The sequence below is a fragment of the Paeniglutamicibacter gangotriensis Lz1y genome (assembly GCF_000348945.1).
In the GTDB taxonomy this organism is placed as follows: domain Bacteria; phylum Actinomycetota; class Actinomycetes; order Actinomycetales; family Micrococcaceae; genus Paeniglutamicibacter; species Paeniglutamicibacter gangotriensis.
The window spans coordinates 1-24207 of sequence record NZ_AOCK01000016.1; the positions used below are offsets into that span (position 1 = coordinate 1).

A 24207-nucleotide genomic window follows, 5' to 3' on the forward strand; every position below is an offset into this window, starting at 1 on the left:
ATTTGCCGTACTCGGAATGCTCACGCAGCGTGGCGCGCGCCACCGATCTGTGCTCACCGGGCCGGGCGGTGATGACCAGGTATTCGAACCTGTGCCCGGTCTCCCCGGGGACCTGGTCAAGGGGGTGTGGTGCAGCAATTTTCTTTTCGATCATGACCCTGTCCATAGTGTGGCTTGTGCCTGTAACGTCGAACACATGAGTACAGACCCGCGTGTTGCCCTCAGTGTATTGATCAGCTGCCTCGAAGAACACCTTTCGGCGGTGGCGGCCAACCGTGGCGCCCGGGATGCATCCGTCAGCGCCGCGTTCCTTGCGGTGGCCGATTCCTACGAGGAGTACGAGGACGCACTGTACGAGTCATACGCGGAGTTCCTGCCGCTGACCGTGGCCGATGAGGACGACGACGATGACCCCTACGACCCGGACGGGTTAAACGACGGCGGGGGCAACTAGCACCCGGCTTCGGCACCCGTTCCGCCAACCGGCACCTTTGACCCATCCCAGGGCCCCCGGGGATGGGACCAGGGTATGAACTTCGCCGCACACGGGAGCGCCAACGGGTGTTGACGTGCTTGGGTGAAGTAGTGTCGGTACGTGAATTGGTTTGAAGCGGCCTTCCTAGGGCTGATCCAGGGTCTGACAGAATTTCTCCCCATCTCCTCCAGCGCGCACCTGCGCATCGTGGGGGAGCTGCTGCCGAACGCCGCCGACCCCGGCGCCGCGTTCACTGCAATCACGCAGTTGGGCACGGAAACCGCGGTGCTGGTGTTCTTTTGGAAGGACATCGTGCGCATCATCGGTGCGTGGTTCAATGCACTACGCGGGCGGGTGCCGCACAGCGACCCCGACGCGAAGATGGGCTGGCTGATCATCATCGGCTCCATCCCCATCGCGGTGCTGGGGCTGCTCTTCGAGGAGCAGATCGATACCTCCTTCCGTTCGCTGTGGATCGTGGCGACCACCCTGGTGGTCTTCGGCTTGATCCTGGCGGTCGCCGACTACTACGGAAAGCAGAACCGCGAACTCACCGCGCTGAGCCCCAAGCACGGCATTCTCTTCGGCTTCGCCCAGGCGCTGGCCCTGATCCCCGGGGTCTCGCGCTCCGGAGGCACCATCACCGCGGGATTGTTCATGGGCTACACCCGTGAGGCTGCGGCACGCTACTCGTTCCTGCTGGCCATCCCCGCGGTCTTCGCCTCCGGGCTCTACAAACTGGCCAAGTCCTTCGACGAGCCCGGGATCTACTCGCTGCCGCAGACCGGCCTGGCGACGCTGATCGCGTTCCTCGTCGGCTTTGTCATCGTCGGCTGGTTCCTGAAGTACGTTTCCACCCACAGCTACCGCATTTTTGTCTGGTATCGGGTGGCCCTGGGCCTGGCCCTGTACCTGCTGCTGGGCTTCGGCGTGATCAACGCGTAGCAAACCCGTCCCCGGATTGCGGAATAACCGTAGGGGCCTTGGGACTTGTTCCTTATGACTGACATTGTGTCCCGGGTGCGCCCGGGAAGAAGAACCTAGAGAAAGGACGCCCCCGTGCTTGCATGGTCAGCGCCCACCGTCCCGCATTTACCGGGAAACGCACCCATCCTGGCGGTGCATGACACCGCCACCGGTCAGTTGCAAGACACCGCCGACGCCGCTGCGGCCAACGCCGCGGCGAGCATGTACGTCTGTGGCATCACCCCGTACGACGCGACCCACATGGGCCACGCCGCAACCTATGTCGCCTTCGACCTGCTGCTGCGCATCTGGCGCGACGCCGGACGCCCGGTGACCTACGTGCAGAACGTCACCGACATCGATGACCCGCTGCTCGAGCGTGCCACGAAGCTGGGGATGGACTGGCAGGTGCTGGCCAAGGAACAGACCGACCTGTTCCGCGCCGACATGGAAGCACTGAACGTGATCCCGCCCGAGCACTACATTGGGGCCGTGGAATCCATCCCGTGGCTGGTGCCGCTGGTCGAGGAACTGCTGGCCAAGGACCTGGCCTACCCGGTACCGGGTGAAAATGGTGAGCCCGACGGGGACATCTACTTCGACGCCGAGGGCGCCGCCAGTGCGGCCTGGGAACTGGGTACCGTCAGCGGGTACGACCGCGAGACCATGCTGGGCTTCTTCGCCGAACGCGGCGGGGATCCGCAGCGCCCGGGCAAGCGCGACGCCCTGGATCCGCTGCTCTGGCGTGTGGCCCGTGCCGGGGAACCGGAATGGGACGGGGAAACGCTGGGCTCCGGCCGTCCGGGCTGGCACATTGAGTGTTCGGTCATTGCCCGGCGGCTGCTTCCGGCGCCCTTCACGGTGCAGGGCGGCGGCTCGGATTTGATCTTCCCGCACCACGAGTTCTCCGCCGGCCACGCCGCAGCCCTCGATGGCAAGGCGCTGGCCGAGACCTACGTGCACACCGGGATGGTGGGGCTCGACGGGGAAAAGATGAGCAAGTCCCTGGGCAACCTGGTATTGGTTTCGCGTCTGCGCGAGGCCGGGGTGGAGCCGGTGGCGATCCGCACGGTGCTGCTGGGCCAGCACTACCGCAGCGACTGGTTCTGGACCGAGGACCTGCTGGTCCAGGCCGCCGAACGGCTGACGCGTTGGCGCCAGCGCGTGACCTCGGCCACCCTGGCCGAAGCCACGGCAGTGATCACCCGCATCCGTGCGCGCCTGGCCAATGACTTGGACTCACCGAGCGCGCTGATGGTGCTCGACGAGTTTGCCGCCCAGGCAGCCAGTGACGATGGCTCCCAGGGCTCCGGGGAAAAGCTGTTGCTTGATGCCCTCGATGCGCTGCTGGGCTTGAAGATCGTCTAACTGACCAGCACCTCAAACACGTCCCGCAGCACCTGCCTGAAACGGCGGGTGCTGCGGGACGCGTTTTTGTTTCAGTTAGATCAGCTGGGCCGGGGCCCGGCTAGCCGGAAGTCGCTAGGGCGAATTCGGGCCCTCGGGCGAGGCCGGATCATCGGGTGACTCGGGGGTGTCGGGGGTGTCGGGGGAGCGCGGTGCCTCGGGTGCCCCGGTATCCGGACCCGGATCATGCTCGCGGTGCATCCCGGGCCCGCCGGGGTGGTGCCGGCGCTTGAGATAGCGCTCGAACTCCTTGGCGATAGCCTCGCCGGTGGCTTCGGGCAGCTCGGTGGCGTCCTGCGCCTCCTCCAACTGCTGCACATAGGCAGCCACTTCCGCATCTCCCGTGGCCAGGGCGTTGACCCCACGTTCCCAGGCTTGGGCATCCTCGGTGAGCTCACGCAGGTCAAGCTGCAAGGGCAGAAGCTCCTCCACCCGGCGCAGCAACGCCAACTGGGCCTTGGGGGAGGGCGGCTGGGCCACATAATGCGGGACGGCTGACCAAACCGAGAGTGTGGGCAACCCCGCGGCCTCGGAAAATTGGGCCAGCACCCCCAGAATCCCGGTGGGTCCCTCATAGCCAGCGGCATGGGCACCTAAGGCCTCGCGCACCGCCGGGTCGTCGCTGGAGACCGAGGCCTGGATGGGACGGGTGTGTGGCACATCGGCCAACAGTGAGCCCAGGGCCATCACCCCCTGCACGTTTTCTTCCTCGGCACGGGTGAGCACCTCGGTGATGAACGCCTTCCACCGATACGTCGGCTCCACCCCGCGCACTAGCAACAGGTCCACGGGGGAGCCGGGCACCGTGGCCCGGTAGAACCTGGTGGTCGGCCATTTGATCACTCGCTTGCCCGAGGCGTTGCGGCTCACCTGGGGGCGGGAGAACTGGTAGTCGTAGTAGTCGTCATCGCCAATGCCTTCCAGCTTCACCGCACCGGTAGCAGACTTGATGGTCTTCAGCGCCTGGCTCGCCGCATCGCCTGCGTCATTCCAGCCCTCGAAGGCGACCACCATGATCGCCGGTCGCGCCGGTGCCTCGAGTGCCGATGCCGCCACCAGGGAGGTCAGTGTCACTGGATCATTCATATCTTCGCTCACATCCTCACCCTAGCGCGCGGATCGGTCGCCGGGTCAAGGCCGCACCCACTAGAATTGGGGCATGCCAACCCAGAATTGCGCCCCCGCGCCCACCCATGCCCAGGACTCCCAAATCCAGGGTGTGCTGTGGGACATGGACGGAACCCTGCTTGACACCGAACCCTATTGGATGGCCGCCGAGGCCAAACTCGTGGCCGACTTCGGCGGTACCTGGAGCGAGGAACAGGCGATGAGCCTGGTGGGCAACGCCCTGCCGGACGCCGCCGCCGCGCTGCGTGCCGCGGGGGTCGACCTTGAACCTCGCCAGATCATCGACAGGCTCCTGGCCGAGGTGCTCGACGGAGTGCGTCGCCACGTCGAATGGCGTCCCGGTGCCCTGGAACTGCTCGAAGCCTTGCACCTGGCCAACATCCCCTGCGGACTGGTGACCATGTCCGAAGAACCACTGGCCAAACTCGTCCTGGAGGCCCTGCCGCGGGAGTACTTTGCCTTCCGCATAACCGGGGAGATGGTGCAGCGAGGCAAACCGCACCCGGACCCCTACCTGCTGGGACTGGCGAAGCTGGGAGAACTCGTGCCCGATCTGGACCCTGGCCGGGTCATCGGCCTGGAAGACTCAGCCCCCGGCATCAGCTCGGCCGCGGCCAGCGGCATCACCGCCCTATTGATCCCGCACATCGCCGAGGTCCCCGATTCCCCGCACTTCCAGCGCATCGACTCGCTGTGCGAGCTTGATCCGGCAACGCTGGACGGCTACGTGCGCACCGGGACTCGCGCATGAGCGAAGCAGGCACCAAGCGCTCCGGGATCCCACTGGGCTCCATCTTCGGTGTCCCGGTCTCCCTGGCCTGGTCCTGGTTTCTGATCACCGGGTTCATCGTGGTCGTCTTCGGGCCCACGGTGGCCCGCGCGATGCCGGGATTGGGTGCCGGCGCCTACGCGGTGGCCTTCACCTATGCGGTGCTGCTGGCCATCTCGGTGCTTATCCACGAACTCGCCCACGCGCTCACCGCCAAGGCCTTCGGTTGGCCCGGCGCGCGGATCACACTGACCCTCTGGGGCGGACACACCCAGTTCTCCTCCTTCAACGCCACCCCCGGCCGCTCACTGGCCGTGGCCATGGCCGGACCCGCGGCGAACTTCGTGCTGGCCGGGCTGGGCTACTGGCTGTTGCTCTGGGTCCAACCCACCGGGGTGCCCTACCTCTTGTGGGACATCGTGATCTGGGCGAACCTGCTGGTGGCAATCTTCAATGTGCTGCCCGGGCTGCCGCTGGATGGCGGTCGGCTGGTCGAATCCGCCGTCTGGCGCTACACCGGGAACCAGGACCGCGGGACCATCGCCGCCGGCTGGGCCGGACGCGTGCTGGTGATCCTGGTGGTGGGCTTCTTCGTGATCGGCCCGCTGGTTCAAGACAAGCCACTGGACCTCCAGGTCCTGATCATCGCGGTGCTGGTGGGCGGATTCATGTGGGTGGGCGCCTCCCAGGGCATCACCCACGCCAAGCTGCGCCTGCGCCTGCCGCTGGTGAAGGTGCGCGAGCTGATGGAGCCGGCAACGGCCATCCGCCAGGATTCCACCCTCGCCGACGTCTCCGCCCGGCTGGCCGACCGCGGCGGACGGGTCATCCTCATCGATTCCACCGGAATGCCCGTGGCGGTCATCGACGAGGCAACCCTTCACACCATCGATGAGGCGGTGCTGGCCCAAAGCCCCGCACTATCCGCCGCCCGCGCCCTGGGATCCGGGGCCGTGGTGGACGCCGATGCCGACGGACGGGCGTTGATCGGCTACCTGGCCACCCTGCAGGGCAGCGAATACGCGGTCATCGACTCCGGCCACCGGGTCGTGGGCCTGCTGAGCCAGGCACGCATCGTCGCGGCCATCACCGGCAAACCCCACTAGCATCGCACCCCCGGCCCGCAGGGCCGGATGAACCGCAGACAACCACCCAGATAAGGACACCCCAGAAGCACATGAGCCACACGCCAGCAGCACCCCACGGCGCCGAGAGCCGCCGCGGACCCTTCCGTCCCGGCGACAGGATCCAGCTCACCGACGAGAAGCGGCGGATCAACACGATCACGCTGACTCCGGGCGGCGAATTCCACACGCATAAGGGCGTGCTGTTCCACGACGATTTGATCGGACTGCCCGAGGGCTCACTGGTGGAGAACACCAACGAGATCCGCTACCAGGCGTTGCGCCCGCTGCTGAAAGATTTTGTGCTCTCGATGCCGCGTGGCGCCACCGTGGTCTACCCGAAGGATGCCGGCCAGATCATCGCGATGGGCGATATCTACCCCGGTGCCCGCGTGGTGGAGGCGGGGGTCGGCTCCGGTGCCCTGTCGATGTCGCTGCTGCGCGCGGTGGGCGATGCCGGCTACCTGCACTCCTTCGAACGCCGCGAGGAATTTGCCGAGATCGCCCGCGGCAACGTGGACACCGTCTTCGGCGGCCGGCACCCGGCCTGGCAGATCACCATCGGAGACTTCCAGGAGCAGGTGCTCAAAACCGAGGAACCCGGCACGGTGGACCGCGTGGTGTTGGACATGCTCTCACCGTGGGAATGTGTTGATGCGGTTTCCACCGTGTTGGCTTCCGGCGGGGTCTGGGTCAACTACGTGGCCACCGTGACGCAGATGTCACGCACCGTGGAGGCGATCCGTGCCAGCGGCCTGTACACCGAGCCCGAGTCGTTCGAGACCATGGTCCGTGGCTGGCATGTCGACGGGCTGGCCGTACGTCCCGATCACCGGATGGTCGCGCACACCGCGTTCCTGATCACCTGCCGCCGGCTTGCCGACGGTGCCGTGGGCATCCCCGGGGCCAAGCGCGTGAAGGAGCACTCGTACTCGCCAGAGGACCTGGAAACCTGGACCCGCTCGCAGGATCCCGAGGCCTGGAGCCAAGAAGCCTTGGGGGAGCGGCCGGTCTCGGACAAGAAATTGCGTCGCGCCGCGAAGGACGCCAAGTCGATGATCCAGCGTGGCTCGCTGCCCGCCGGCACCGAAAGCGCCGATGCCGGGACCCTGACGGAGCCGAGCACCGAAGCCGACACCGGCAACTAGCTTCACCAAGCACCAGACACGCAGCACCTTCCCCCACAAGGCCCTTGGCACACCGTGAGGGAAGGTGCTGCGGTCATATTTCCTGCTTTCGGCCGTCCCCATGCCTAGGATGGGATTAATGAAGATGTCCGTCGGCTCGCGTCGGAGGGCATCGGGCCACAGGACTATGCGAAACAGGTGGATGATGGGCGAAAATACGGAACCCACACGGCTCGAGGGCCTGCTCACCGCGGCCGAGCGGCAGCTGAACATCGTGCGGGACAAAAACCGCCAGCTCGATCGGCAACTAGCCACCGCCGGGGCCAACAACTCCCGGATGGTCGCGATGCTGGAGCGCACCCGCGAGGAGATCCTGAACCTCAAGTCCGGGCTCGAGAAGGACGGGGACACCCCCTTCAGCCACGGCACCATCGTGGATCTGCACGCCCGCAGCCACCCGGAGGCCGGGATCGCCATTTCCTCCACCGGCGTGCAATCGGCAGACATTGTCCAGGGCGGGCGCAAACTGCGCGTGGGGATCTCCCCGCTGCTCGAATTCACCAAGCTGGCCATCGGCCAGGACGTGCTGCTCAACGAATCCCTGGTCATCGTCGCCGGGCTCGGCTACGAGAAATCCGGGGAACTGGTCACCGTGAAAGAGGTCCTGGAGGATCACCGGGTGGTGGCCATGGGACGGGCCGATGATCAGCGGGTCATCCGTCTGGCCGCCCCGCTGATCAACGACAACGTCCGGGTGGGCGACGTGTTGACCCTGGATACCCGCACCGGGTTGGGCCTGGAAAAGGTGCACCTCTCCGACATGCAGTCGCTGGTGCTCGAGGAGGTCCCGAACATCTCCTACGCCGATATCGGCGGGCTGAGCGATCAGATCGAGGCCATCCGCGACGCCGTGGAACTGCCCTTCCTGCACCCGGATCTGTACCGCGAACACGGGCTCACCGCCCCCAAGGGTATCTTGCTGTACGGGCCCCCGGGCTGCGGCAAGACGCTGATCGCCAAGGCCGTGGCGCACTCACTGGCCGAGCGCACCCACGAGCGCAACGGCGACACCGGGACGGCCAAGAGCTACTTCCTGAACATCAAGGGCCCCGAGCTGCTCGATAAGTACGTCGGGGAGACCGAACGCCATATCCGGCTGATCTTCGCCCGCGCCCGCGAAAAGGCCGCCGGCGGCAACCCGGTGGTGGTGTTCTTCGACGAGATGGATTCGCTGTTCCGCACCCGTGGCACCGGGATCTCCTCCGATGTGGAAACCACCATCGTCCCGCAGCTGCTGGCCGAGATCGACGGAGTGGAGCGACTGGATAACGTCATCGTCATCGGCGCCTCCAACCGCGAGGACATGATCGACCCGGCCATCCTGCGCCCGGGCCGGTTGGATGTGAAGATCAAGATCCGTCGGCCCGACGCCCAGGGAGCGGCAGAGATCTTCGCGAAGTACCTCACCGCGGACTTGCCGCTGCACCCGGATGATCTGGCCGAACACGGCAACGACCCTCAGGCCTGCGTGCGCGCCATGATTCAGGCGACGGTCGATGCCATGTACTCCACCGGGGAACAAAACCAGTTCCTGGAGGTCACCTACGCCAACACCGAAACAGAGATCCTGTACTTCAAGGACTTCTCCTCCGGAGCGGTGATCAGCAACGTCGTGGACCGCGCCAAAAAATCTGCCATCAAGGCGCTGCTCACCGGCCAGCAGCGCGGGCTGCGCATGGAGCACCTGCTCGATGCCGTGGTGGAGGAATTCCATGAGCACGAGGACATGCCCAACACCACCAACCCGGATGACTGGGCACGGATCTCCGGGCGCAAGGGCGAGCGGATCACCTACATCCGCACCATCGTGGCGGACAAGAACGGGCGCGGCAAGACCCTGCCCACCCCCGGGGCCGACGACACCGGACAGTACCTGTGAGCGTGCACCGGGTGATGGGCCTGGAGACCGAATACGGGGTGTTGGCCCCCACCATGCCCGGAGCCAACGCCACGATGCTCTCCGCCCAGGTCATCAACTCCTATGCTGCCCTGGTGCGGGCCGGGCACGGGGCCATCGCCGGAACCCACTGGGACTACACCGATGAGACCCCGCTGAACGATGCACGCGGCTTCACCGTTGAGCGTGCCGCCGCCGATCCCTCCCAGCTCACCGACGTGGAGCCGGAACTGGACGCGGAGGCCGTCGCGCTCTCGGGCGGGGACGCGGTCCTAGGGGACACACTCTACTCCCGGGAGGGCACCGAACCCGAGGTGCTGATGAACATGGTGCTGGGCAACGGGGCGCGGCTCTACGTGGATCACGCGCACCCGGAGTATTCCTCCCCGGAGACCACCAACCCCTTTGATGCGGTGCTCTGGGACCAGGCAGGGGACCATGTGGCCCTGGCCGCGATGCGCCGGATCGCCACGCTGGCCGGGGTGCCCGATGTGCACCTGTACAAGAACAACACCGATAACAAGTCGGTCTCCTACGGGGCGCATGAGAACTACCTGATGCCCCGTTCGGTGCCCTTTGAGAAGATCGCCGCCGGACTGATCCCGTTCTTCGTCACCCGCCAGATCATCTGTGCCTCCGGTCGGGTGGGGCGCGGCATGCTCGGTTCACACCCCGGCTTCCAGGTCTCGGCCCGCGCGGACTTTTTCGAGGCGCAAATCGGCCTGGAAACCACCATTAGGCGTCCGATCATCAATACCCGCGATGAGCCGCACGCGCATTGGGAGAAGTACCGTCGGCTGCACGTGATCATCGGAGATGCGAACCTCGGACAGGTGTCCACGCTGCTGCGCACCGGCACCACCGCCCTGGTGCTGTCCATGATCGAGGCGGGCACCGCCCCGGCTCTGGAACTGCGTGATCCGGTGGCCGCACTGCAAGCGATCAGCCATGACCCCACGCTCAGAGCCACCGTGGAGCTGGTGGACGGACGGAGGCTCACCGCCTTGGAAATCCAGGAGATCTACGCCGAGGCTGCTGCCGATCATTGCGGGGCCACCGATGCCACCGACGAGGCCACCGTGGAAATTCAGCGTCGCTGGGAGGAAACCCTGGCCCAGTTGGGCACCGATGTCTTCTCCGCGGCCGCCACCGTGGACTGGGTGGCGAAGTACAAGCTGATGAGCTCCTACGCCCAACGCCACCAGGTGGATTTCACCGACACCCGGATCGCGGCCATGGACCTGCAATGGGCCGACATCCGCCCGGAAAAAGGCCTGTACCACCGGTTGGCCGAGCGCGGGATGATGGAAACCCTGTACTCGGGCGCGCAGATCGCCCATGCCGCGGCCAATCCGCCGGAAGACACCCGGGCCTACTTCCGCGGCCGGGTGCTGAACCAGTACCCGGAGCACGTGGTGGCGGCCAGCTGGGACTCGGTGTCCTTCGCGGTTCCCGGTGCCCGCCGGTTGGAACGTATCAGTACCCTGGAACCGTTGCGCGGCACCAAGGCGCTGGTGGGGGAGCTGCTGGACCGGGATCTGGAGATCGGCGAGTTCATCGCCTCGCTGCGGAGCTAAAACCCCTACCCAGTGGCAAGATGTAAGTGAAGGGCACAACCCCTCGGGCGGGATCAGACCCCGGTGCGCAGAGAAACGCCGCACCGTCTCGAATCCCCGCCGCACCACTACGGAAGAAAGCGGTACCGCAATGACACAGGAACAACACTCCGGACAACGCCGCGAAGAGACCACGGCCCAGGACCAGGACGTCGTCGCGGCGGCCGGCCAGGATGCCGGGGTCGATGACCTGCTCGATGAGATCGACGGTGTACTGGAGCAAAACGCCGAGGAGTTCGTGCGCGGCTTCGTGCAAAAGGGCGGACAGTGAACGAGCTCGGGCCTGGACCTTCCTTCGTCGAGCACCTGCACCGGGACCGCCCCGACCTGCTGCCGGCCACCGCGGCCCTGCTCCACGCCGATGCCTCGGGCCAGGTCCCGCACGGGACCACCATCGTGGCGGCCAGCTACGCCGATGGCATCGTGATGGCCGGGGACCGCCGGGCGACCATGGGCAATGTGATCGCCTCCAGGCGCATTGAGAAGGTCTTCGAGACCGACAGGTTCTCGGTGCTGGGCATTGCCGGTGCCGCGGGTGTTGCCATCGACATCGCCAAGCTCTTCACCGTCGAGTTGGAGCACTACGAGAAGATCGAGGGCACCCGGCTCTCGCTGGATGGCAAGGCCAACCGGCTGGCCTCGATGATCCGTGCCAACCTGCACATGGCCATGCAGGGGATGAGCGTCGTCCCGCTCTTCGCCGGCTTCGACACCCATGCGGGCACCGGGCGGATCTTCTCCTTCGACATCACCGGCGGGCGCTACGAGGAGGTCGAGCACCACACCATCGGCTCCGGCTCCCCGTACGCCCACGGGGCCCTGAAAAAGCTCTGGGAACCCGGGCTGGGGGCCACTGCCGCGGTACGGGTCGCCGTGGAGGCGCTCTACGATGCAGCAGACGACGACTCGGCCACCGGGGGACCTGACACCGTGCGCAAGCTCTGGCCGGTGGTCTACACCGTGGACGCCACCGGGGCACACCGCGTCGAGGATGCGATCCTCGCCGACATGGCCGCGGCAATCGTCGCGGACCGCACCGCCAACGGGAGGCAGTCCTAGATGAGCGCACAATATTACGTCTCACCCGAACAGCTGATGAAGGACCGCGCGGATTTTGCTCGCAAGGGCATCGCCCGCGGTCGGGCCGTCATCACCGCCTCCTGCGCGGATGGGATCGCGTTGATCGCCGAAAACCCCTCGGGGTCACTGCATAAGATCGGTGAGATCTACGACAGGATCGCGTTCGCCGCGGTGGGCAAGTACAACGAGTTCGAGTCCTTGCGCCAGGCCGGGGTGCGCTACGCCGACACCCGCGGCTACTCCTACTCCCGCTTTGATGTGACCGGCCGCGGGCTGGCCAGTGTTTATGCCCAGTCCCTGGGCGGAGTTTTCACCGCCGACGCCAAACCCTTCGAGGTGGAATTGGCGGTCCTGGAACTCGGTGCCACACCGGAAACAGATACCTTGTTCTCACTGAACTTCGATGGGTCGATCGCCGAAATGCCCGGCTTCATCATCATGGGCGGGGACACCGCGGCGTTGCGCGAAACCTGGAACACCATCTGGCAGGGCAAGGACCTGGCCTCGGCCGGGATCGACGAAGTCATCCGCGCCGCTGCCCTGGTGCTGCCCGGCGTGGGCGAAAGCGCGCAGGACGCGCATCTGTTGGAGGTCGCGATGCTTGAACGCAGCACCTCCACCGGGTCCCACCGGCATTTCCGACGCCTCGACGACCACACGATTTCCCGCATCCTGGGAGCAGGAAAGTAGAGTCATGGACCGCAGAATCATGGGCATCGAAACCGAATACGGGATCAACTATTCGGATCCGACCGGGCGCCCGCTGACCCCGGAAGAATCTGCACGCTACCTCTTCCGGCGGGTGGTGGCCTGGGGGCGCAGCTCAAACGTGTTCCTGACCAACGGCTCCCGGCTGTACCTGGATGTCGGCTCGCACCCCGAATACGCCACCGCCGAATGCGATTCGATCACGCAGTTGATCGCCCATGACCGGGCCGGGGAATCGATCCTCAACGACCTGGTGGGAAGCGCCGAGGAACGCATGGCCGCCGACGGCTTCAACGGGCGGCTCTACCTGTTCAAGAACAACACCGACACCGCCGGGAACTCCTACGGCTGCCACGAGAACTTCCTGATCCCGCGCAAACTCGAGTTCGCCCGGCTGGCCGAGATCCTGATCCCGTTCCTGGTCACCCGACAGCTGATCGCCGGTGCCGGAAAAATCGTGAACATCGAAGGAGAACCGCTCTACGCGTTCTCGCAGCGCGCCGACCACGTCTGGGAAGGTGTCTCCTCGGCGACCACCCGTTCTCGGCCGATCATCAACACCCGCGACGAGCCGCACGCCGACGCCGAATACTTCCGTCGGCTGCACGTGATCGTGGGGGACTCGAACATGTCCGAAACCACCCAGCTGGTCAAGCTCGGGGCCACCGACCTGATGCTGCGGATCATCGAATCGGGCAAGATCATGGAAGATCTGCGCCTGGAGAACCCGATCCGCACCATCCGCGAGATCTCCCACGACTTCAACGGCACCACCATGGTCAAGCTCGCCAACGGCAAGCAGCTCTCCGCACTTCAGCTGCAGCGCCGCTTCCTGACCCTGGCCACCGATTTCGTGGAGCGCGAGGGTGCACACCACGAGCAGGTCCCGGCCGTGCTGGATCTGTGGACCCGGACATTGGATGCGGTGGAGTCCGGCAATTTCTCGGGCATCGACACCGAGATCGACTGGGCCATCAAGCACAAGCTGATCAATTCCTACGCGAACCGGCACTCCCTGTCCCTGGAGTCCCCGCGGCTGGCCCAGCTGGATCTGACCTATCACGACATCGATACCAAGCGCGGGCTCTTCCACCTGCTGGCAGCCCGCGGACGGGTCGCCTCGGTCGTCGACCAAGACGCCATCGACTCTGCGGTGGACAACCCGCCGCAAAGTACCCGGGCGAAGCTGCGCGGAGACTTCGTGCGCGCGGCCAAGAACGCCGAACGGGACTTCACCGTGGATTGGGTGCACTTGAAGCTCAACGACCACCCGGGGCAGACGGTGCAGTGCAAGGACCCCTTCGCCAATACGGACCCGCGCGTCGATGCCCTGATTGCCTCGCTGGGTGCCTAAGCAGGCACGGGCCGCCCTCGGCCAGCAATAAGGAGATTCACAGATACGGCCCTTAAGCTGATTAAGACATGTTTTCGAAAGCTCACCGCTCAGTGTGGGTGTTTCATGTACAAATCCCCAACTGAAAGTTGATTTCGTGCGCAAAGTTATGGCACTCGTTGCAACGGCCTCGTTGCTGCTCGTGACGGCCTGTGGCTCAACCGGGGCCTCCAGTGGAGACGCTGCCCCCCTGTCCTCGATCAAGATCACCCCGGGATCCGATGACACTTCGGACCCGACGGTCACCTTCGATACCCCCCTGGTCGCCACGGAAACCGCGGCCCAGGTCATCGTGAAGGGCAAGGGCGATGACATCAAGGAAAACCAGAACATCAAGTTCAAGTCCATTGCCTACAATGCTGAAGACGGCGCCATAGCCGGATCCGGTTTTGCCGGCGAGCCGGTGACCCTGCCGACCAACGAAGAATTCAAGACTCAGCTGCCTGCCCTGTATGAAACCCTCATGCAGGCCAAGGTCGGTTCCTGGGTTGCCATGGTCGAACCTGCCGCCGAGGCAGCAGCAACCACCGAGGAAGGCGCCTCGCCGTCGGCCGAGGAAGGTACGCCACAGGCCAAGACCGTGGTGGTCCTGAAGGTCGTTTCCACCGAGGAGATCCCGCCGGCAGCAGAGCCTTCCAAGAAGCTCGGTGACGACGAGGTCAAGAAGCTGAAGGACGAAGGCGCGCTGCCGACCGTCGAGATGAAGGACGATAAGCCGTCCATCACCATCCCGAAGGACAAGGAAGCACCAGCCGGACTCGTCGTTGACGTCGTCAAGGAAGGCACCGGCAAGGTTGCCACCGCCACCTCGAAGGTCTCGGCTAACTACACCGGCGTGCGCTGGGAAGACGGCAAGCAGTTCGACTCCAGCTACGACCGGGGCGAGGCTTCGGACTTCGGCCTCGACGGCGTCATCGCCGGCTGGACCCAGGGCCTGACCGGTCTGAAGGCCGGCACCCAGGTCATGCTCACCATTCCCGGCGATCTGGCCTACGGGCTTGACGAAGCCTCGGCCCAGGGGCGCCCGGCCGGCACCCTGGTGTTCTTTGTGGAGCTCAAAGAAGTAAAGTAGCCAGTAGCTTTTAGCAATCAACCGAAAGGACCCCACCTATGTCTTTTGGACAGCGCGACTACGATCGCACCAAACCCGAGATCGATTTCCCGGGAACCGAGGCACCGACCGAGCTGAAGATCGAGGACTTGATCCCCGGCGACGGCACCGAAGTTGTCCCGGGCTCTAACATCTCGGCTCACTACGTCGGTGTGGCCTGGTCCACCGGCGAAGAGTTCGACGCTTCCTGGGGCCGCGGTGCGCCGCTGGACTTCCGTGCGGGTGTCGGCCAGGTCATCCAGGGCTGGGACCAGGGCCTGATCGGGATGAAGGTCGGCGGACGCCGCCGTCTGGAGATTCCTTCGGAGATGGCCTACGGTTCCCGTGGAGCCGGCGGAGCCATTGGCCCGAACGAAGCCTTGATCTTCGTCGTCGACCTCGTGGCAGTGCGCTAGCACCCGCTCTTAGTGGCAGCCTTTGGCCGTGTTTTCCCATGTTGAACCGGGAAAACACGGCCGAAGGCGTTTAACGCGGCGTTGCATTGGCCCCGCTTCACCACCACGGGGTAATCTTGCGAACGTGGCTCAATTCAACCCCGGCACCCCTTCCCGTGCCGAGAAACTCGTCAGTCTCACCTATGCGTTGATCAACACCCCGCACGGGTATTCCAAGCGTGAACTGCGCAAGATCGTTGACGACTATCAGGGGTTGAACGACGCCGCCTTCGACCGGAAGTTCGACCGCGACAAAAAAGACCTGCGCGACATGGCGGTTCCGGTGAAAACCATTGGCACCGGCGCCGAGGAACGCTACCTGATCACCCCCGAAAGCTATCGGCTCCCCGAGGTCGCCTTCAGCACCGAGGAAGCCGCAGTACTTGGCCTGGCCGCCCAGCTCTGGAAAGACACGGATCTGGAATCTTTTGCTTCACGTGCCAACGGCCGACTCTCGGCCGGCTTGGAAGACATCGGCCACGGGGTGCACTTCACCGAATACGTGCCACGGCTGCACGCCGTTGGTCCCGCCGTAGGAGCCTGTCTCGAGGCAGTCTGGGCCAGTCAGGAACTCTCCTTCGAATATCTCGATGCGCAGGGCCTGATCACCCAACGCACCGTCGATGCCTGGGGGATCGGCTCACGCTTCGGCAACTGGTACCTGGTGGGTCTGGACCACAAGCGCCAAGAAACCCGGATGTTCCGCCTCACCCGCATCCTCAGCGGACTGCACACCGGAAAGACCCACGAGTCACGGCCCGCCGGCTTCTCCATGGCCGACACCCTGGGACGACTCGATCCGGACATCGCCGGAGAAGCAGCGCACCTTCGGCTGGGCAAGGACACCGGGTGGGCCCTGCGCGCCCGCGCCACCTCCATCACCCCCGCAGAGACCCACGACGAGGTCTACGTACAATTCCATGACTTGATGGGGCTTGCCGCTGAGGTGGCCAAGCTCGGGGACGGCGCCCAGGTGCTGTCACCTGCGCCCTTGGCCGTGATGGTGCGGCGGAAACTCGACGACGCCTTGGCGGCCCAGAAAGCCCCGGTGCCCGAGTACAAGCTCAGTAGGCGCCGCAACGCCGGACGCCCGCCCTCCACCGCCGCGGTGGCCCGCAATCTGGACATTATTTCCTATGTGGCTAGACACGGCTCACCCACGGTGGGACAGACTGCCGCGCACTTTGACCTGAGCGAAAAGCAATTGCTCGCCCACCTGCAGACCATCATGATGTGCGGGGTCCCCAACGGGCTGCCCGATGAACTGATCGATGTGGAGTGGGAAGCCGGGACCATCAGCATCAACAACGCTGAGGCGCTCAACGCTCCGATCCGGCTGAGCCTGCCCGAGGCCGCCACCATGCTTGCCGGCCTGGCCTCGCTGCGCGGGCTGCCGGACTTCGAACATGCGCACGCCGTTGATTCGGCCCACGCCAAGCTGCGCGAAGCGGCGGTCGGCTTCGAGGGACTCGAGTCCGTGCTCTCGATCGCGTTGCGCTCCACCGAAGAAAACGCCGCCTATGCGACCCTGGTGCACGCTATCCGCGAACACTTGGAAGTCGAAATGACCTACTACAGCGCGTCCAGCGACGCTGTCACTCAGCGGCGCGTCGAGCCACTGCGGCTCCTGGAACATGCAGGACGCCAATACCTGCGCGCCTACTCGCTGCGCAACGAGCAGATCCGCAGCTTCCGCCTCGACAGGATCCAGTCAGCCACCGAAACCGGTGTTTCCTTTGCCCTGGATCCCGCGCGGCACGAGGATACCGACGAGATTTTCTTCACCCCGGGTCCGGCAGATCAGCTGGTAGTACTCGGCTTTTCTCCGCGGCTTGCCTCGCTCGTGGACGAATACGCACCCGAGGGATGGGCGAAGGCCGGGGACGAAATCATCGCCGAGATCCGTATGTCTTCAACCCGCACCATCCCCGGCATGGTCGCATATCATGGGGGAGACCTGCGGGCCATCGGTCCCGTATCCCTGTGCACCGAGGTCAAAGCCTGGCTCAGTGCCGCAACAACCGGATCGGAAGTGAAGTAGCTGATGTTGCCTTGGTGGTTTTGGATCCTATTGTGGACCGTGCTGGCGTTGGCCACGCTACTTTTCCTGGTGTTGGCCGGAATTAGGCTCTTTCGCGGGTTCATGGCTCTGGCCGGGGACGTCGGTGAGGCCATGGACGCAGTAGGTACGGCCATGGGCGCCGACGCCGATCCGAGAGAATATCCTGCGGTCGCCGACCGAATGCCCTCGGGGGTTGCAGCACTTTTCCAAGACCCCGGTACGGCCCGTGAGCTCCGTGAAGACGGGAAGCTGCGGCGCATCACCGCTAGGCGCGATGCCCGGGTGCAGCGCAAGTACCGCCGCGGACAGCCGCAGCGTGTGGCCGATCTAGAGCTGTTCTGACGGTAGACTAAAGGTGATTGAAAGGTAGGTTCCCTATGGGTGGAATCCAAGGATGGCATCTGGTCATCATCGTAATTTTGGCACTCCTGCTGTTTGGTGCCCCGAAGCTTCCGGGCTTGGCACGCTCCGTGGGCCAGTCCCTGCGCATTTTCAAGTCCGAAGTGCGCCAGATGAAGGACGACGACAAGTCCCCGGAAGCCGGCGAAGAAACCGTCGAGGGCAACATCGTTGATCCCGACCGTCGTGAGAACAACGCCTAATATTTCGTGAGCGAACAAGAAGCCACCCCTAAAAAGGGACGGAAGAAGGACCCCGAGGGCCGCATGGCCCTGAAGGCGCACCTCGTTGAGGCCAGGAACCGTCTCTTCATTTCGTTGATCGCCCTGGTCCTGGGCACCGTCGGCGGATTCTTCCTCTACGACAACGTTCTTGATCTGCTGGTGGCGCCGGTACGAGACAACGGCGGCGAGGTCAACTTCGCCTCCGTCATGGCACCCTTTGACATCATGCTCAAGACCTCGATGCTCTTGGGCCTGGTGTTCTCGGCCCCCATTTGGATCTATCAGGTGTGGGCGTTCATCGTCCCGGGCCTGAAAAAGAAGGAACGCAATACCGCCATTGCCTTCGCGGCGGCCGCGGCGCCCTTGTTCATCATGGGTGTCGGCATGGCCTACTGGGTGCTGCCGCACGCGCTGAAGTTCTTCATCTCGTTGACTCCCGACAACGCCCAATCGTGGCTCACCACCGACACCTACCTGCCGTTTGTCTTCAGGCTGCTGATTGCCTTTGGGCTGGCCATGCTGGCTCCGGTGCTGATGGTCGGGCTGAACATGGTCGGGGTGCTCAAGGCGAAAATGATCCTCAAGCACTGGCGCATCACGGTATTCCTCATTGCCTTGGTGGCCGCCATGGCCGCACCGGGCGGCGACGCGATCACCATGTTTGCACTGGCCGGTCCGCTGTTCATCACCTTTGCCACGGCCACGCTGATCTGCCACTTCAACGACAAGAAGCGCGATAAGAAGCGGGCGCAACAAGAGGCGAAAAACGCCGCCACCGCTGGGCAGGGTTCCACCCTGCCCGAAACACCGGATCTTCCATAGCTAGTGTCCCCGGCGCCAGAGAGTGGTTCCGGGGCGCAGCCGCAACAGCCGTGAAAGGGGTCCCAGCGTGAACACGCCGACCGAGCGATACACCGCAGCCAAGGAACGCAGCCAGGAGACGGAAACCGGTCTGCCGGAGTTCCGGGCCAGCCTGGGCTTCGACCTTGATCCCTTCCAGGAAGAGGCCTGCCGTGCCGTGGCCACCGGGTCCGGGGTGCTGGTTGCAGCCCCCACAGGAGCCGGCAAAACCGTGGTGGGAGAATTCGCGATCTTCCAGGCGCTACGCACGGGCCGCAAGGCGTTCTACACCACCCCCATCAAGGCGCTGAGCAACCAGAAGTACTCGGATTTAGTGGACACCTACGGTGCCGAGCGCGTCGGACTGCTCACCGGTGACATGACCATCAACGGCGAAGCAGAGATCGTGGTGATGACCACCGAAGTGCTGCGCAACATGCTCTATGCTGATTCCGATACCCTCGATTCGCTCGGGTTCGTGGTCATGGACGAGGTCCACTACCTGGCGGATAAGTTCCGCGGCGCGGTCTGGGAAGAAGTCATCATCCACCTGCGCGACGACGTCCAGGTCATTTCGCTCTCCGCCACGGTCTCCAACGCCGAGGAGTTCGGTGGCTGGCTGGACGCGGTACGCGGGGATACCCGCATCATCGTCTCCGAACACCGCCCGATTCCTCTCTATCAGCACGTGATGGTCGGCGGCAGGCTGCTGAACCTGTTCGCGGAAGACCTGTCCTTCGACCAGGCTCCCAACGCCCCGGAGTCCGTGGCAACGGTCAACCCCGAACTGACGAAGCTCGCGCACCGCACCATGGCGTCCAACAGGCCACACGGCCAACGCGGTCGCCGCCCCGGGTCAGGATCCTGGGGGGACAAGCGCGAGCAGCTGAGCACCCGGGTCTCCCGCCCCGAGATAATCATGGCCCTTGACCATGCCGGGCTGCTGCCCGCGCTGGTCTTCATTTTCTCGCGCAAGGGCTGCGACGCGGCGGTGGCCCAATGTGTGCGCTCCGGCTTGGCCGTGACCACCATCGCCGAGGCCACCGAAATCGAACAGGCCATCGATCTGGTGGCACATAAGCTGCCGCCCGACGACCTCGAGGTGCTCGGCTTCTGGCCGTGGCGCGAGGGGCTCATGCGTGGATTTGCCGCCCACCATGCAGGGCTGTTGCCCATCTTCAAGGAGATCGTCGAGGACCTCTTTATCCGAGGCCTGGTCAAGGTGGTCTTCGCCACCGAGACTCTGGCCCTAGGCGTGAACATGCCCGCACGCTCGGTGGTCATGGAGAAGCTGGAGAAATTCAACGGCGAATCGCATGTGGCCATCACGGCGGGGGAGTACACCCAGCTCACCGGTCGGGCCGGACGCCGTGGCATCGACGTCGAGGGGCACGCGGTGGTGCTCTGGCAGCAGGACACCGACCCGGCGGCCGTCGCCGGACTGGCCTCCAAGCGCACCTACCCGCTGAACTCGAGCTTCCGACCCACCTACAACATGTCGTTGAACCTGACCTCGCAATTTGGTCGCGAGCGGGCACGCGGCATCCTAGAAACCTCCTTCGCCCAATTTCAGGCTGACCGTTCCGTGGTGGGCATGGCCAAGCAGGTACGTTCCCGCGAGGAATCCCTGGCCGGGTACGCGAAGTCGATGACCTGCCATCTGGGGGACTTCACCGAGTACGCGCGCCTGCGCGCGGAGCTCTCAAACGCGGAAAAGGACGCGGCCAAGACCGTGTCACGGTTGCGCCGCTCCGCCGCCGCAGAATCGCTAGAAACACTCATGCGCGGGGATGTCATCGAAGTCACCGGCACCCGGCGGTTGGGCCGCTGCGTGGTCATCGAACTGGATTCGGCGTGGCACGATCCGCGCCCCACGGTGCTCACCGAAGACAAACACATCCGCCGCATCGGAGTACAGGACCTCAACGGTCCCGTTGAGGTCGTTTCGCAGATCCGCGTCCCCAAGGGATTCACCGGTCGCAGCCCCAAGGAACGCAAGGACCTGGCCGCATCGCTCCGTAATGCCTTGGCCGAGTCCCGTCCGCCGCGTCGCGGGGCGCCGGGCTTCGACTTCACCGGCAGCGCCGAAGAAGAAGCCCGGATCACCGAACTACGCACCGCCTTGAAGGCTCACCCGTGCCACGGCTGCCCGGAACGCGAGGACCATGCCCGCTGGGGTGAGCGCTACACCAGGCTGCTACGCGACACCAGCAAGCTCCGTAGCCAGATCAGCGGCCGGACCAACACCATCTCGAAGACCTTTGACAAGGTGGCGACGGTGCTCGAGGACTTTGAGTACCTGGTCCCGGCTTCCGCGGATGCGGACCAGGGGCAGATCACCGTGGCCGGTCAGCGGCTGCGTCGGATCTATGGGGAGCGGGATCTGCTCACCTCCCTGGTCATGGAGACCGGGGCCATGAACACCATGACAGCGGAGGAGCTGGCCGGGTTCATTTCTGCGCTGGTCTTCCATGCCCGCCGCGAAGAAAACGGACCCGATCCGCGCATGCCCACCGCAAAGGTGCAATTGGCCTGGGAGACCTCCGTGAATCTCTGGTCGCAACTCTCGGACGCCGAAGCCAGCGCCGGACTGCCGGAGACCGCTGCTCCGGATTCGGGGCTGATCTGGCCCATGTACAAGTGGGCTCGGGGCTCGGATCTGCGCGAATGCCTGCGCGGTACCGATCTGGCGGCCGGGGACTTCGTGCGGTGGGCCAAGCAGGTCATCGACGTGCTGGACCAGTTGGCCAAGATCCCGGACCTGGATGCGGGTCTGGTCCGCTCCTGCAACCGTGCGGTGCAACGTGTGCGCCGCGGCGTCGTGTCCTATTCGAACGTCGTTGACTGACAGAACCAGGGACCGGGGGATACCCGGCACGTGCAAGATCCAAGGGCGCCAGTGAATTTCGGGCGCTGACAAGTAAAGGTAAAGAATGTCACTCGAGCTGTACCGCAATGGTTCCATTTACTCCCCGGCAGACCCTTTCGCCACCGCCATGCTGGTCGAAAACGGGACGGTGGCCTGGATCGGCACCGAGGCCGCGGCTGGTGCCCTGCTCGATTCGCGGATGACCGAGATTGACTTGCAAGGCGCCCTGGTGACTCCCGCGTTCGTGGACTCGCACGCGCACTTGGCTTCCCTGGGTGCGAAGCTCAACGGCTTGGACCTCTCCGGGGTCCGCAGTGCCGACGAACTGCTGGCGGCCGTTGCCGCCGACGAGGGGACCGGACTGCTGCTCGGCGCTGGCTGGGACGAGTCAGGCTTTGCTTCCGGCACCGTTCCGGGACCGGAGGAACTGCAGCGAGCCGTCGGTGACCGGGAGGTGTATTTGGCCCGTGCCGATGTCCATTCGGCCTTGGTCAGCCCCAAACTGGCCGACCGTCTGGGTCTGGTCGAAGGACCTGAGTATTCCGGCGCATTGGTGCGCGGAAGAGCCCACGAACGCGTCCGAGCCGCGGTGTTCGCCTTCGAGGAGGCAACGTCTGCACGGAACCGCAACAGCGCCCTAGCGCACCTGGCATCCACCGGACACGGCACGGTGGTGGAGATGGCAGCCGAGCACGTTTCCGGACGTGCCGACCTCGAGGCGCTACTGGGACGCAGCGATCAGGAGAAAGCCGCTACCCCCGAGGTCTTCGCCTATTGGGCGGAGCTGGTGGACAGCGAACAGCAGGCCCGAGACCTGCTGGCTTCCTTCGATTCCACCGCAGTGGTGGGCCTGGGCGGAGATTTGAACATTGATGGCTCCATTGGCTCACGCACGGCACTGCTCCGCGCGGACTATGCAGACGCTCCCGGTGATCGCGGCACCGCGTACCTGGACGCACAGCGCATCGGCGCCCACATCGCTGCTTGTTCGCTGGCCGGTATTCAAACCTCGTTCCACGTCATTGGTGACGCCGGTCTGGACCTTGCCCTCGAAGGCTTTGACCGCGCGGCAGAAAAGGTGGGACTGGCCAAGGTGCAGGCGGGCCGGCACCGGCTTGAGCATGTAGAAATGGTTGATGACGCTGCGCGGGAACGGATGCTGGGCTTCGCCTTGACAGCTTCGATGCAGCCGGGCTTCGATGCTGCATGGTCCGGGACCGGCGGGATGTACGAACAACGGCTCGGGGCCACCCGTGCCGACGCGATGAACGGTATTGGGCAGTTCCTATCCACGGGTGTGCCGGTGGTCATCGGTTCGGATGCTCCGGTCACCCCCGTGAGCCCCTGGTCAGCGGTCAAGGCCTGCTTGGAGCTCCGCGACCCGGCGGCACGAATCTCGGCCCGGGCCGCATTCATGGCCCACACTCGTTCGGGGTTCCGTGCCTTGGGCTCGCCCAGCCCATTCGCCGGGCAATTGGTCAACGGTGCCGAAGCGACGTTCGCTATCTGGGATGCCGCCGAGCTTTCAGTCCAGACACCCGATCTGCGGGTTTCATCCTGGAGTACAGACGCCCGTGCAGGCACCCCCATGTTGCCGGTCCTTGAGGACGAACTGCCACAGTGCCTGCGAACGGTACGTGCCGGCACCGTCCTCTTCGATGACATGGGTCAGGGGTCTGAGGAAGATTCTTACGGAAATTCACGCTAAGGACGGACCGGTATTGATTTCGGATGTGGGTGTTGAAATTTGGCCCGTAGGACCATCGGTACAGCGGGTGGCGCTAAGCATATGATCCTGGTCCCCGGCTGAGGGTGAAGTTGATGACGCTCGCGGAGGTTTTTCCCTTCGGACATGTGTCATTCAGAATTTGACCGCACTCCGCATGGAAATCGGCGGTCACTGGCCCGTGACGGATCCGGTGCTTTGGCCGAGGTGGCGGTACAGGGTTGCGCGGCTCCATCCGACCAGGCGTGCCGCGTCTTCGGCTGTGCGTCCCTTCGCGCGGGCGTCCTTGGCGATCGCGAGCTTGTCCGCGATGACCGCCGGGTCCGAGAGCGGCCGGCCGAAGCGGGTGCCGTTTTGGCGGGCGGCGGCAATCCCGGCATTGACGCGTTCCACGATCAACTCTCGCTCGTACTCTGCCAAGGAAGCCAGCAGGTTCAGCATCATCCGCCCGGTCGAGGTCGCCGGGTCGATCCCGTCTGAAATGGACCGGACCTGCACGCCGCGTTCGCGCAGCAGGTTCACGGTGTTCAGCACATCGACCAGTGAGCGTCCGAGCCGGTCGACCCGCCAGACCACCACGGTGTCCCCGGCCTCGGCGTACTCGAGCAGCTTCTTCATCCCCGGCCGCTCGATCGCCGTCCTGCTGCCGGAGGTGATATCGGCGAACACGTCCCGATTCTGCACCCCGTCCTTGACCAGCGCGTCGAGCTGCAGCTGCGCATCCTGGCCCGAGGTGCTTACCCGCGTGTATCCCAAAAGTCTCACCCAGTCATTTTGACTCAAAAACCCCTC

At 64.8% G+C, this 24207-nt stretch carries 22 protein-coding genes; 20 read left to right on the forward strand and 2 right to left on the reverse strand.

All coding sequences use genetic code 11. The features are described 5' to 3' along the window. Positions 1 to 196 precede the first annotated feature (196 nt). The 3 genes from ADIAG_RS19495 (at position 197) to mshC (ending at position 2809) form a co-directional block, all read left to right on the forward strand. Entirely contained in the window at positions 197 to 454 is a 258-nt protein-coding gene (locus ADIAG_RS19495) for a hypothetical protein (protein ID WP_007273178.1), read from the forward strand. A 141-nt stretch (positions 455 to 595) separates the two neighbouring features. After that, positions 596 to 1420 carry an undecaprenyl-diphosphate phosphatase gene (locus tag ADIAG_RS19500; protein WP_007273179.1) on the forward strand — a complete coding sequence of 275 codons (825 nt, stop codon included), beginning with the start codon at positions 596 to 598 and terminating at the stop codon, positions 1418 to 1420. Positions 1421 to 1534: 114 nt separating this feature from the next. Further along, positions 1535 to 2809 (forward strand): cysteine--1-D-myo-inosityl 2-amino-2-deoxy-alpha-D-glucopyranoside ligase, encoded by a 1275-nt coding sequence (gene mshC, locus ADIAG_RS19505; RefSeq protein WP_007273180.1) that lies wholly within the window; start codon positions 1535 to 1537, stop codon positions 2807 to 2809. A 114-nt stretch (positions 2810 to 2923) separates the two neighbouring features. Here mshC and ADIAG_RS19510 read toward each other — a convergent pair whose 3' ends face one another. Beyond that, positions 2924 to 3934 (reverse strand): PAC2 family protein, encoded by a 1011-nt coding sequence (locus tag ADIAG_RS19510; RefSeq protein ID WP_007273181.1) that lies wholly within the window; start codon positions 3932 to 3934, stop codon positions 2924 to 2926. A gap of 73 nt (positions 3935 to 4007) precedes the next feature. On the opposite strand from ADIAG_RS19510, the gene ADIAG_RS19515 reads away from it, so the two are divergent. From ADIAG_RS19515 to ADIAG_RS19595, 17 genes are all read left to right on the forward strand, one after another. Continuing rightward, the gene (locus tag ADIAG_RS19515) at positions 4008 to 4727 is read left to right on the forward strand and encodes an HAD family hydrolase (RefSeq protein ID WP_007273182.1); all 720 of its coding nucleotides are present in this window, start codon (positions 4008 to 4010) and stop codon (positions 4725 to 4727) included. Further along, positions 4724 to 5851, forward strand: coding sequence for a site-2 protease family protein (locus ADIAG_RS19520; RefSeq protein ID WP_007273183.1), 1128 nt, complete (start codon positions 4724 to 4726; stop codon positions 5849 to 5851). Before ADIAG_RS19515 ends, ADIAG_RS19520 begins: the two co-directional genes overlap by 4 nt. A 71-nt stretch (positions 5852 to 5922) precedes the next feature. Continuing rightward, on the forward strand, positions 5923 to 7017 hold the full coding sequence (locus ADIAG_RS19525; RefSeq protein WP_007273184.1) for a tRNA (adenine-N1)-methyltransferase: 1095 nt from the start codon (positions 5923 to 5925) through the stop codon (positions 7015 to 7017). Between the two features lie 166 nt (positions 7018 to 7183). Next, on the forward strand, positions 7184 to 8935 hold the full coding sequence (arc, locus tag ADIAG_RS19530) for a proteasome ATPase (RefSeq protein ID WP_043476226.1): 1752 nt from the start codon (positions 7184 to 7186) through the stop codon (positions 8933 to 8935). Positions 8936 to 8949: 14 nt separating this feature from the next. Then, complete coding sequence (dop, locus tag ADIAG_RS19535) at positions 8950 to 10530, forward strand: depupylase/deamidase Dop (protein WP_083874344.1); 1581 nt, start codon at positions 8950 to 8952, stop codon at positions 10528 to 10530. Positions 10531 to 10660: 130 nt separating this feature from the next. Further along, positions 10661 to 10840, forward strand: a complete 180-nt coding sequence (locus ADIAG_RS19540; protein ID WP_007273187.1) for a ubiquitin-like protein Pup — start codon at positions 10661 to 10663, stop codon at positions 10838 to 10840. Further along, positions 10837 to 11628: a proteasome subunit beta gene (gene prcB, locus ADIAG_RS19545; RefSeq protein WP_007273188.1), complete on the forward strand. Its 792-nt coding sequence runs from the start codon at positions 10837 to 10839 to the stop codon at positions 11626 to 11628. Before ADIAG_RS19540 ends, prcB begins: the two co-directional genes overlap by 4 nt. Continuing rightward, positions 11629 to 12339 (forward strand): proteasome subunit alpha, encoded by a 711-nt coding sequence (gene prcA, locus ADIAG_RS19550; protein WP_007273189.1) that lies wholly within the window; start codon positions 11629 to 11631, stop codon positions 12337 to 12339. A gap of 4 nt (positions 12340 to 12343) precedes the next feature. Continuing rightward, positions 12344 to 13711: a Pup--protein ligase gene (pafA, locus tag ADIAG_RS19555; RefSeq protein ID WP_007273190.1), complete on the forward strand. Its 1368-nt coding sequence runs from the start codon at positions 12344 to 12346 to the stop codon at positions 13709 to 13711. A 136-nt stretch (positions 13712 to 13847) separates the two neighbouring features. After that, positions 13848 to 14822, forward strand: a complete 975-nt coding sequence (locus tag ADIAG_RS19560; protein ID WP_149619651.1) for an FKBP-type peptidyl-prolyl cis-trans isomerase — start codon at positions 13848 to 13850, stop codon at positions 14820 to 14822. Between the two features lie 38 nt (positions 14823 to 14860). Then, positions 14861 to 15256, forward strand: coding sequence for an FKBP-type peptidyl-prolyl cis-trans isomerase (locus tag ADIAG_RS19565; protein WP_007273192.1), 396 nt, complete (start codon positions 14861 to 14863; stop codon positions 15254 to 15256). Positions 15257 to 15380: 124 nt separating this feature from the next. Beyond that, entirely contained in the window at positions 15381 to 17336 is a 1956-nt protein-coding gene (locus ADIAG_RS19570) for a helix-turn-helix transcriptional regulator (protein ID WP_007273193.1), read from the forward strand. Between the two features lie 3 nt (positions 17337 to 17339). After that, positions 17340 to 17699 carry a hypothetical protein gene (locus tag ADIAG_RS19575; protein WP_007273194.1) on the forward strand — a complete coding sequence of 120 codons (360 nt, stop codon included), beginning with the start codon at positions 17340 to 17342 and terminating at the stop codon, positions 17697 to 17699. A gap of 35 nt (positions 17700 to 17734) precedes the next feature. After that, positions 17735 to 17959, forward strand: coding sequence for a Sec-independent protein translocase subunit TatA (gene tatA, locus ADIAG_RS19580; protein WP_007273195.1), 225 nt, complete (start codon positions 17735 to 17737; stop codon positions 17957 to 17959). Positions 17960 to 17965: 6 nt separating this feature from the next. Beyond that, positions 17966 to 18802, forward strand: coding sequence for a twin-arginine translocase subunit TatC (tatC, locus tag ADIAG_RS19585; protein WP_235045976.1), 837 nt, complete (start codon positions 17966 to 17968; stop codon positions 18800 to 18802). A gap of 67 nt (positions 18803 to 18869) precedes the next feature. Further along, positions 18870 to 21668: a DEAD/DEAH box helicase gene (locus ADIAG_RS19590; RefSeq protein ID WP_007273197.1), complete on the forward strand. Its 2799-nt coding sequence runs from the start codon at positions 18870 to 18872 to the stop codon at positions 21666 to 21668. An 85-nt stretch (positions 21669 to 21753) separates the two neighbouring features. Further along, positions 21754 to 23397 (forward strand): amidohydrolase, encoded by a 1644-nt coding sequence (locus tag ADIAG_RS19595; protein WP_007273198.1) that lies wholly within the window; start codon positions 21754 to 21756, stop codon positions 23395 to 23397. A gap of 189 nt (positions 23398 to 23586) precedes the next feature. On the opposite strand, the gene ADIAG_RS19600 is transcribed toward ADIAG_RS19595, so the two are convergent. Next, complete coding sequence (locus ADIAG_RS19600; protein ID WP_043476230.1) at positions 23587 to 24180, reverse strand: recombinase family protein; 594 nt, start codon at positions 24178 to 24180, stop codon at positions 23587 to 23589. Positions 24181 to 24207 lie beyond the last annotated feature (27 nt).

What these genes read in the sequence shown, in the direction of transcription:
- ADIAG_RS19495 (WP_007273178.1), top strand. Translation starts at nt 197, where the DNA reads ATGAGTACAGACCCGCGTGTTGCCCTCAGTGTATTGATCAGCTGCCTC.
- ADIAG_RS19510 (WP_007273181.1), bottom strand. Translation starts at nt 3,934, where the DNA reads ATGAATGATCCAGTGACACTGACCTCCCTGGTGGCGGCATCGGCACTC.
- ADIAG_RS19515 (WP_007273182.1), top strand. Translation starts at nt 4,008, where the DNA reads ATGCCAACCCAGAATTGCGCCCCCGCGCCCACCCATGCCCAGGACTCC.
- ADIAG_RS19520 (WP_007273183.1), top strand. Translation starts at nt 4,724, where the DNA reads ATGAGCGAAGCAGGCACCAAGCGCTCCGGGATCCCACTGGGCTCCATC.
- ADIAG_RS19525 (WP_007273184.1), top strand. Translation starts at nt 5,923, where the DNA reads ATGAGCCACACGCCAGCAGCACCCCACGGCGCCGAGAGCCGCCGCGGA.
- arc (WP_043476226.1), top strand. Translation starts at nt 7,184, where the DNA reads ATGCGAAACAGGTGGATGATGGGCGAAAATACGGAACCCACACGGCTC.
- dop (WP_083874344.1), top strand. Translation starts at nt 8,950, where the DNA reads ATGGGCCTGGAGACCGAATACGGGGTGTTGGCCCCCACCATGCCCGGA.
- ADIAG_RS19540 (WP_007273187.1), top strand. Translation starts at nt 10,661, where the DNA reads ATGACACAGGAACAACACTCCGGACAACGCCGCGAAGAGACCACGGCC.
- prcA (WP_007273189.1), top strand. Translation starts at nt 11,629, where the DNA reads ATGAGCGCACAATATTACGTCTCACCCGAACAGCTGATGAAGGACCGC.
- pafA (WP_007273190.1), top strand. Translation starts at nt 12,344, where the DNA reads ATGGACCGCAGAATCATGGGCATCGAAACCGAATACGGGATCAACTAT.
- ADIAG_RS19565 (WP_007273192.1), top strand. Translation starts at nt 14,861, where the DNA reads ATGTCTTTTGGACAGCGCGACTACGATCGCACCAAACCCGAGATCGAT.
- ADIAG_RS19575 (WP_007273194.1), top strand. Translation starts at nt 17,340, where the DNA reads ATGTTGCCTTGGTGGTTTTGGATCCTATTGTGGACCGTGCTGGCGTTG.
- tatA (WP_007273195.1), top strand. Translation starts at nt 17,735, where the DNA reads ATGGGTGGAATCCAAGGATGGCATCTGGTCATCATCGTAATTTTGGCA.
- ADIAG_RS19595 (WP_007273198.1), top strand. Translation starts at nt 21,754, where the DNA reads ATGTCACTCGAGCTGTACCGCAATGGTTCCATTTACTCCCCGGCAGAC.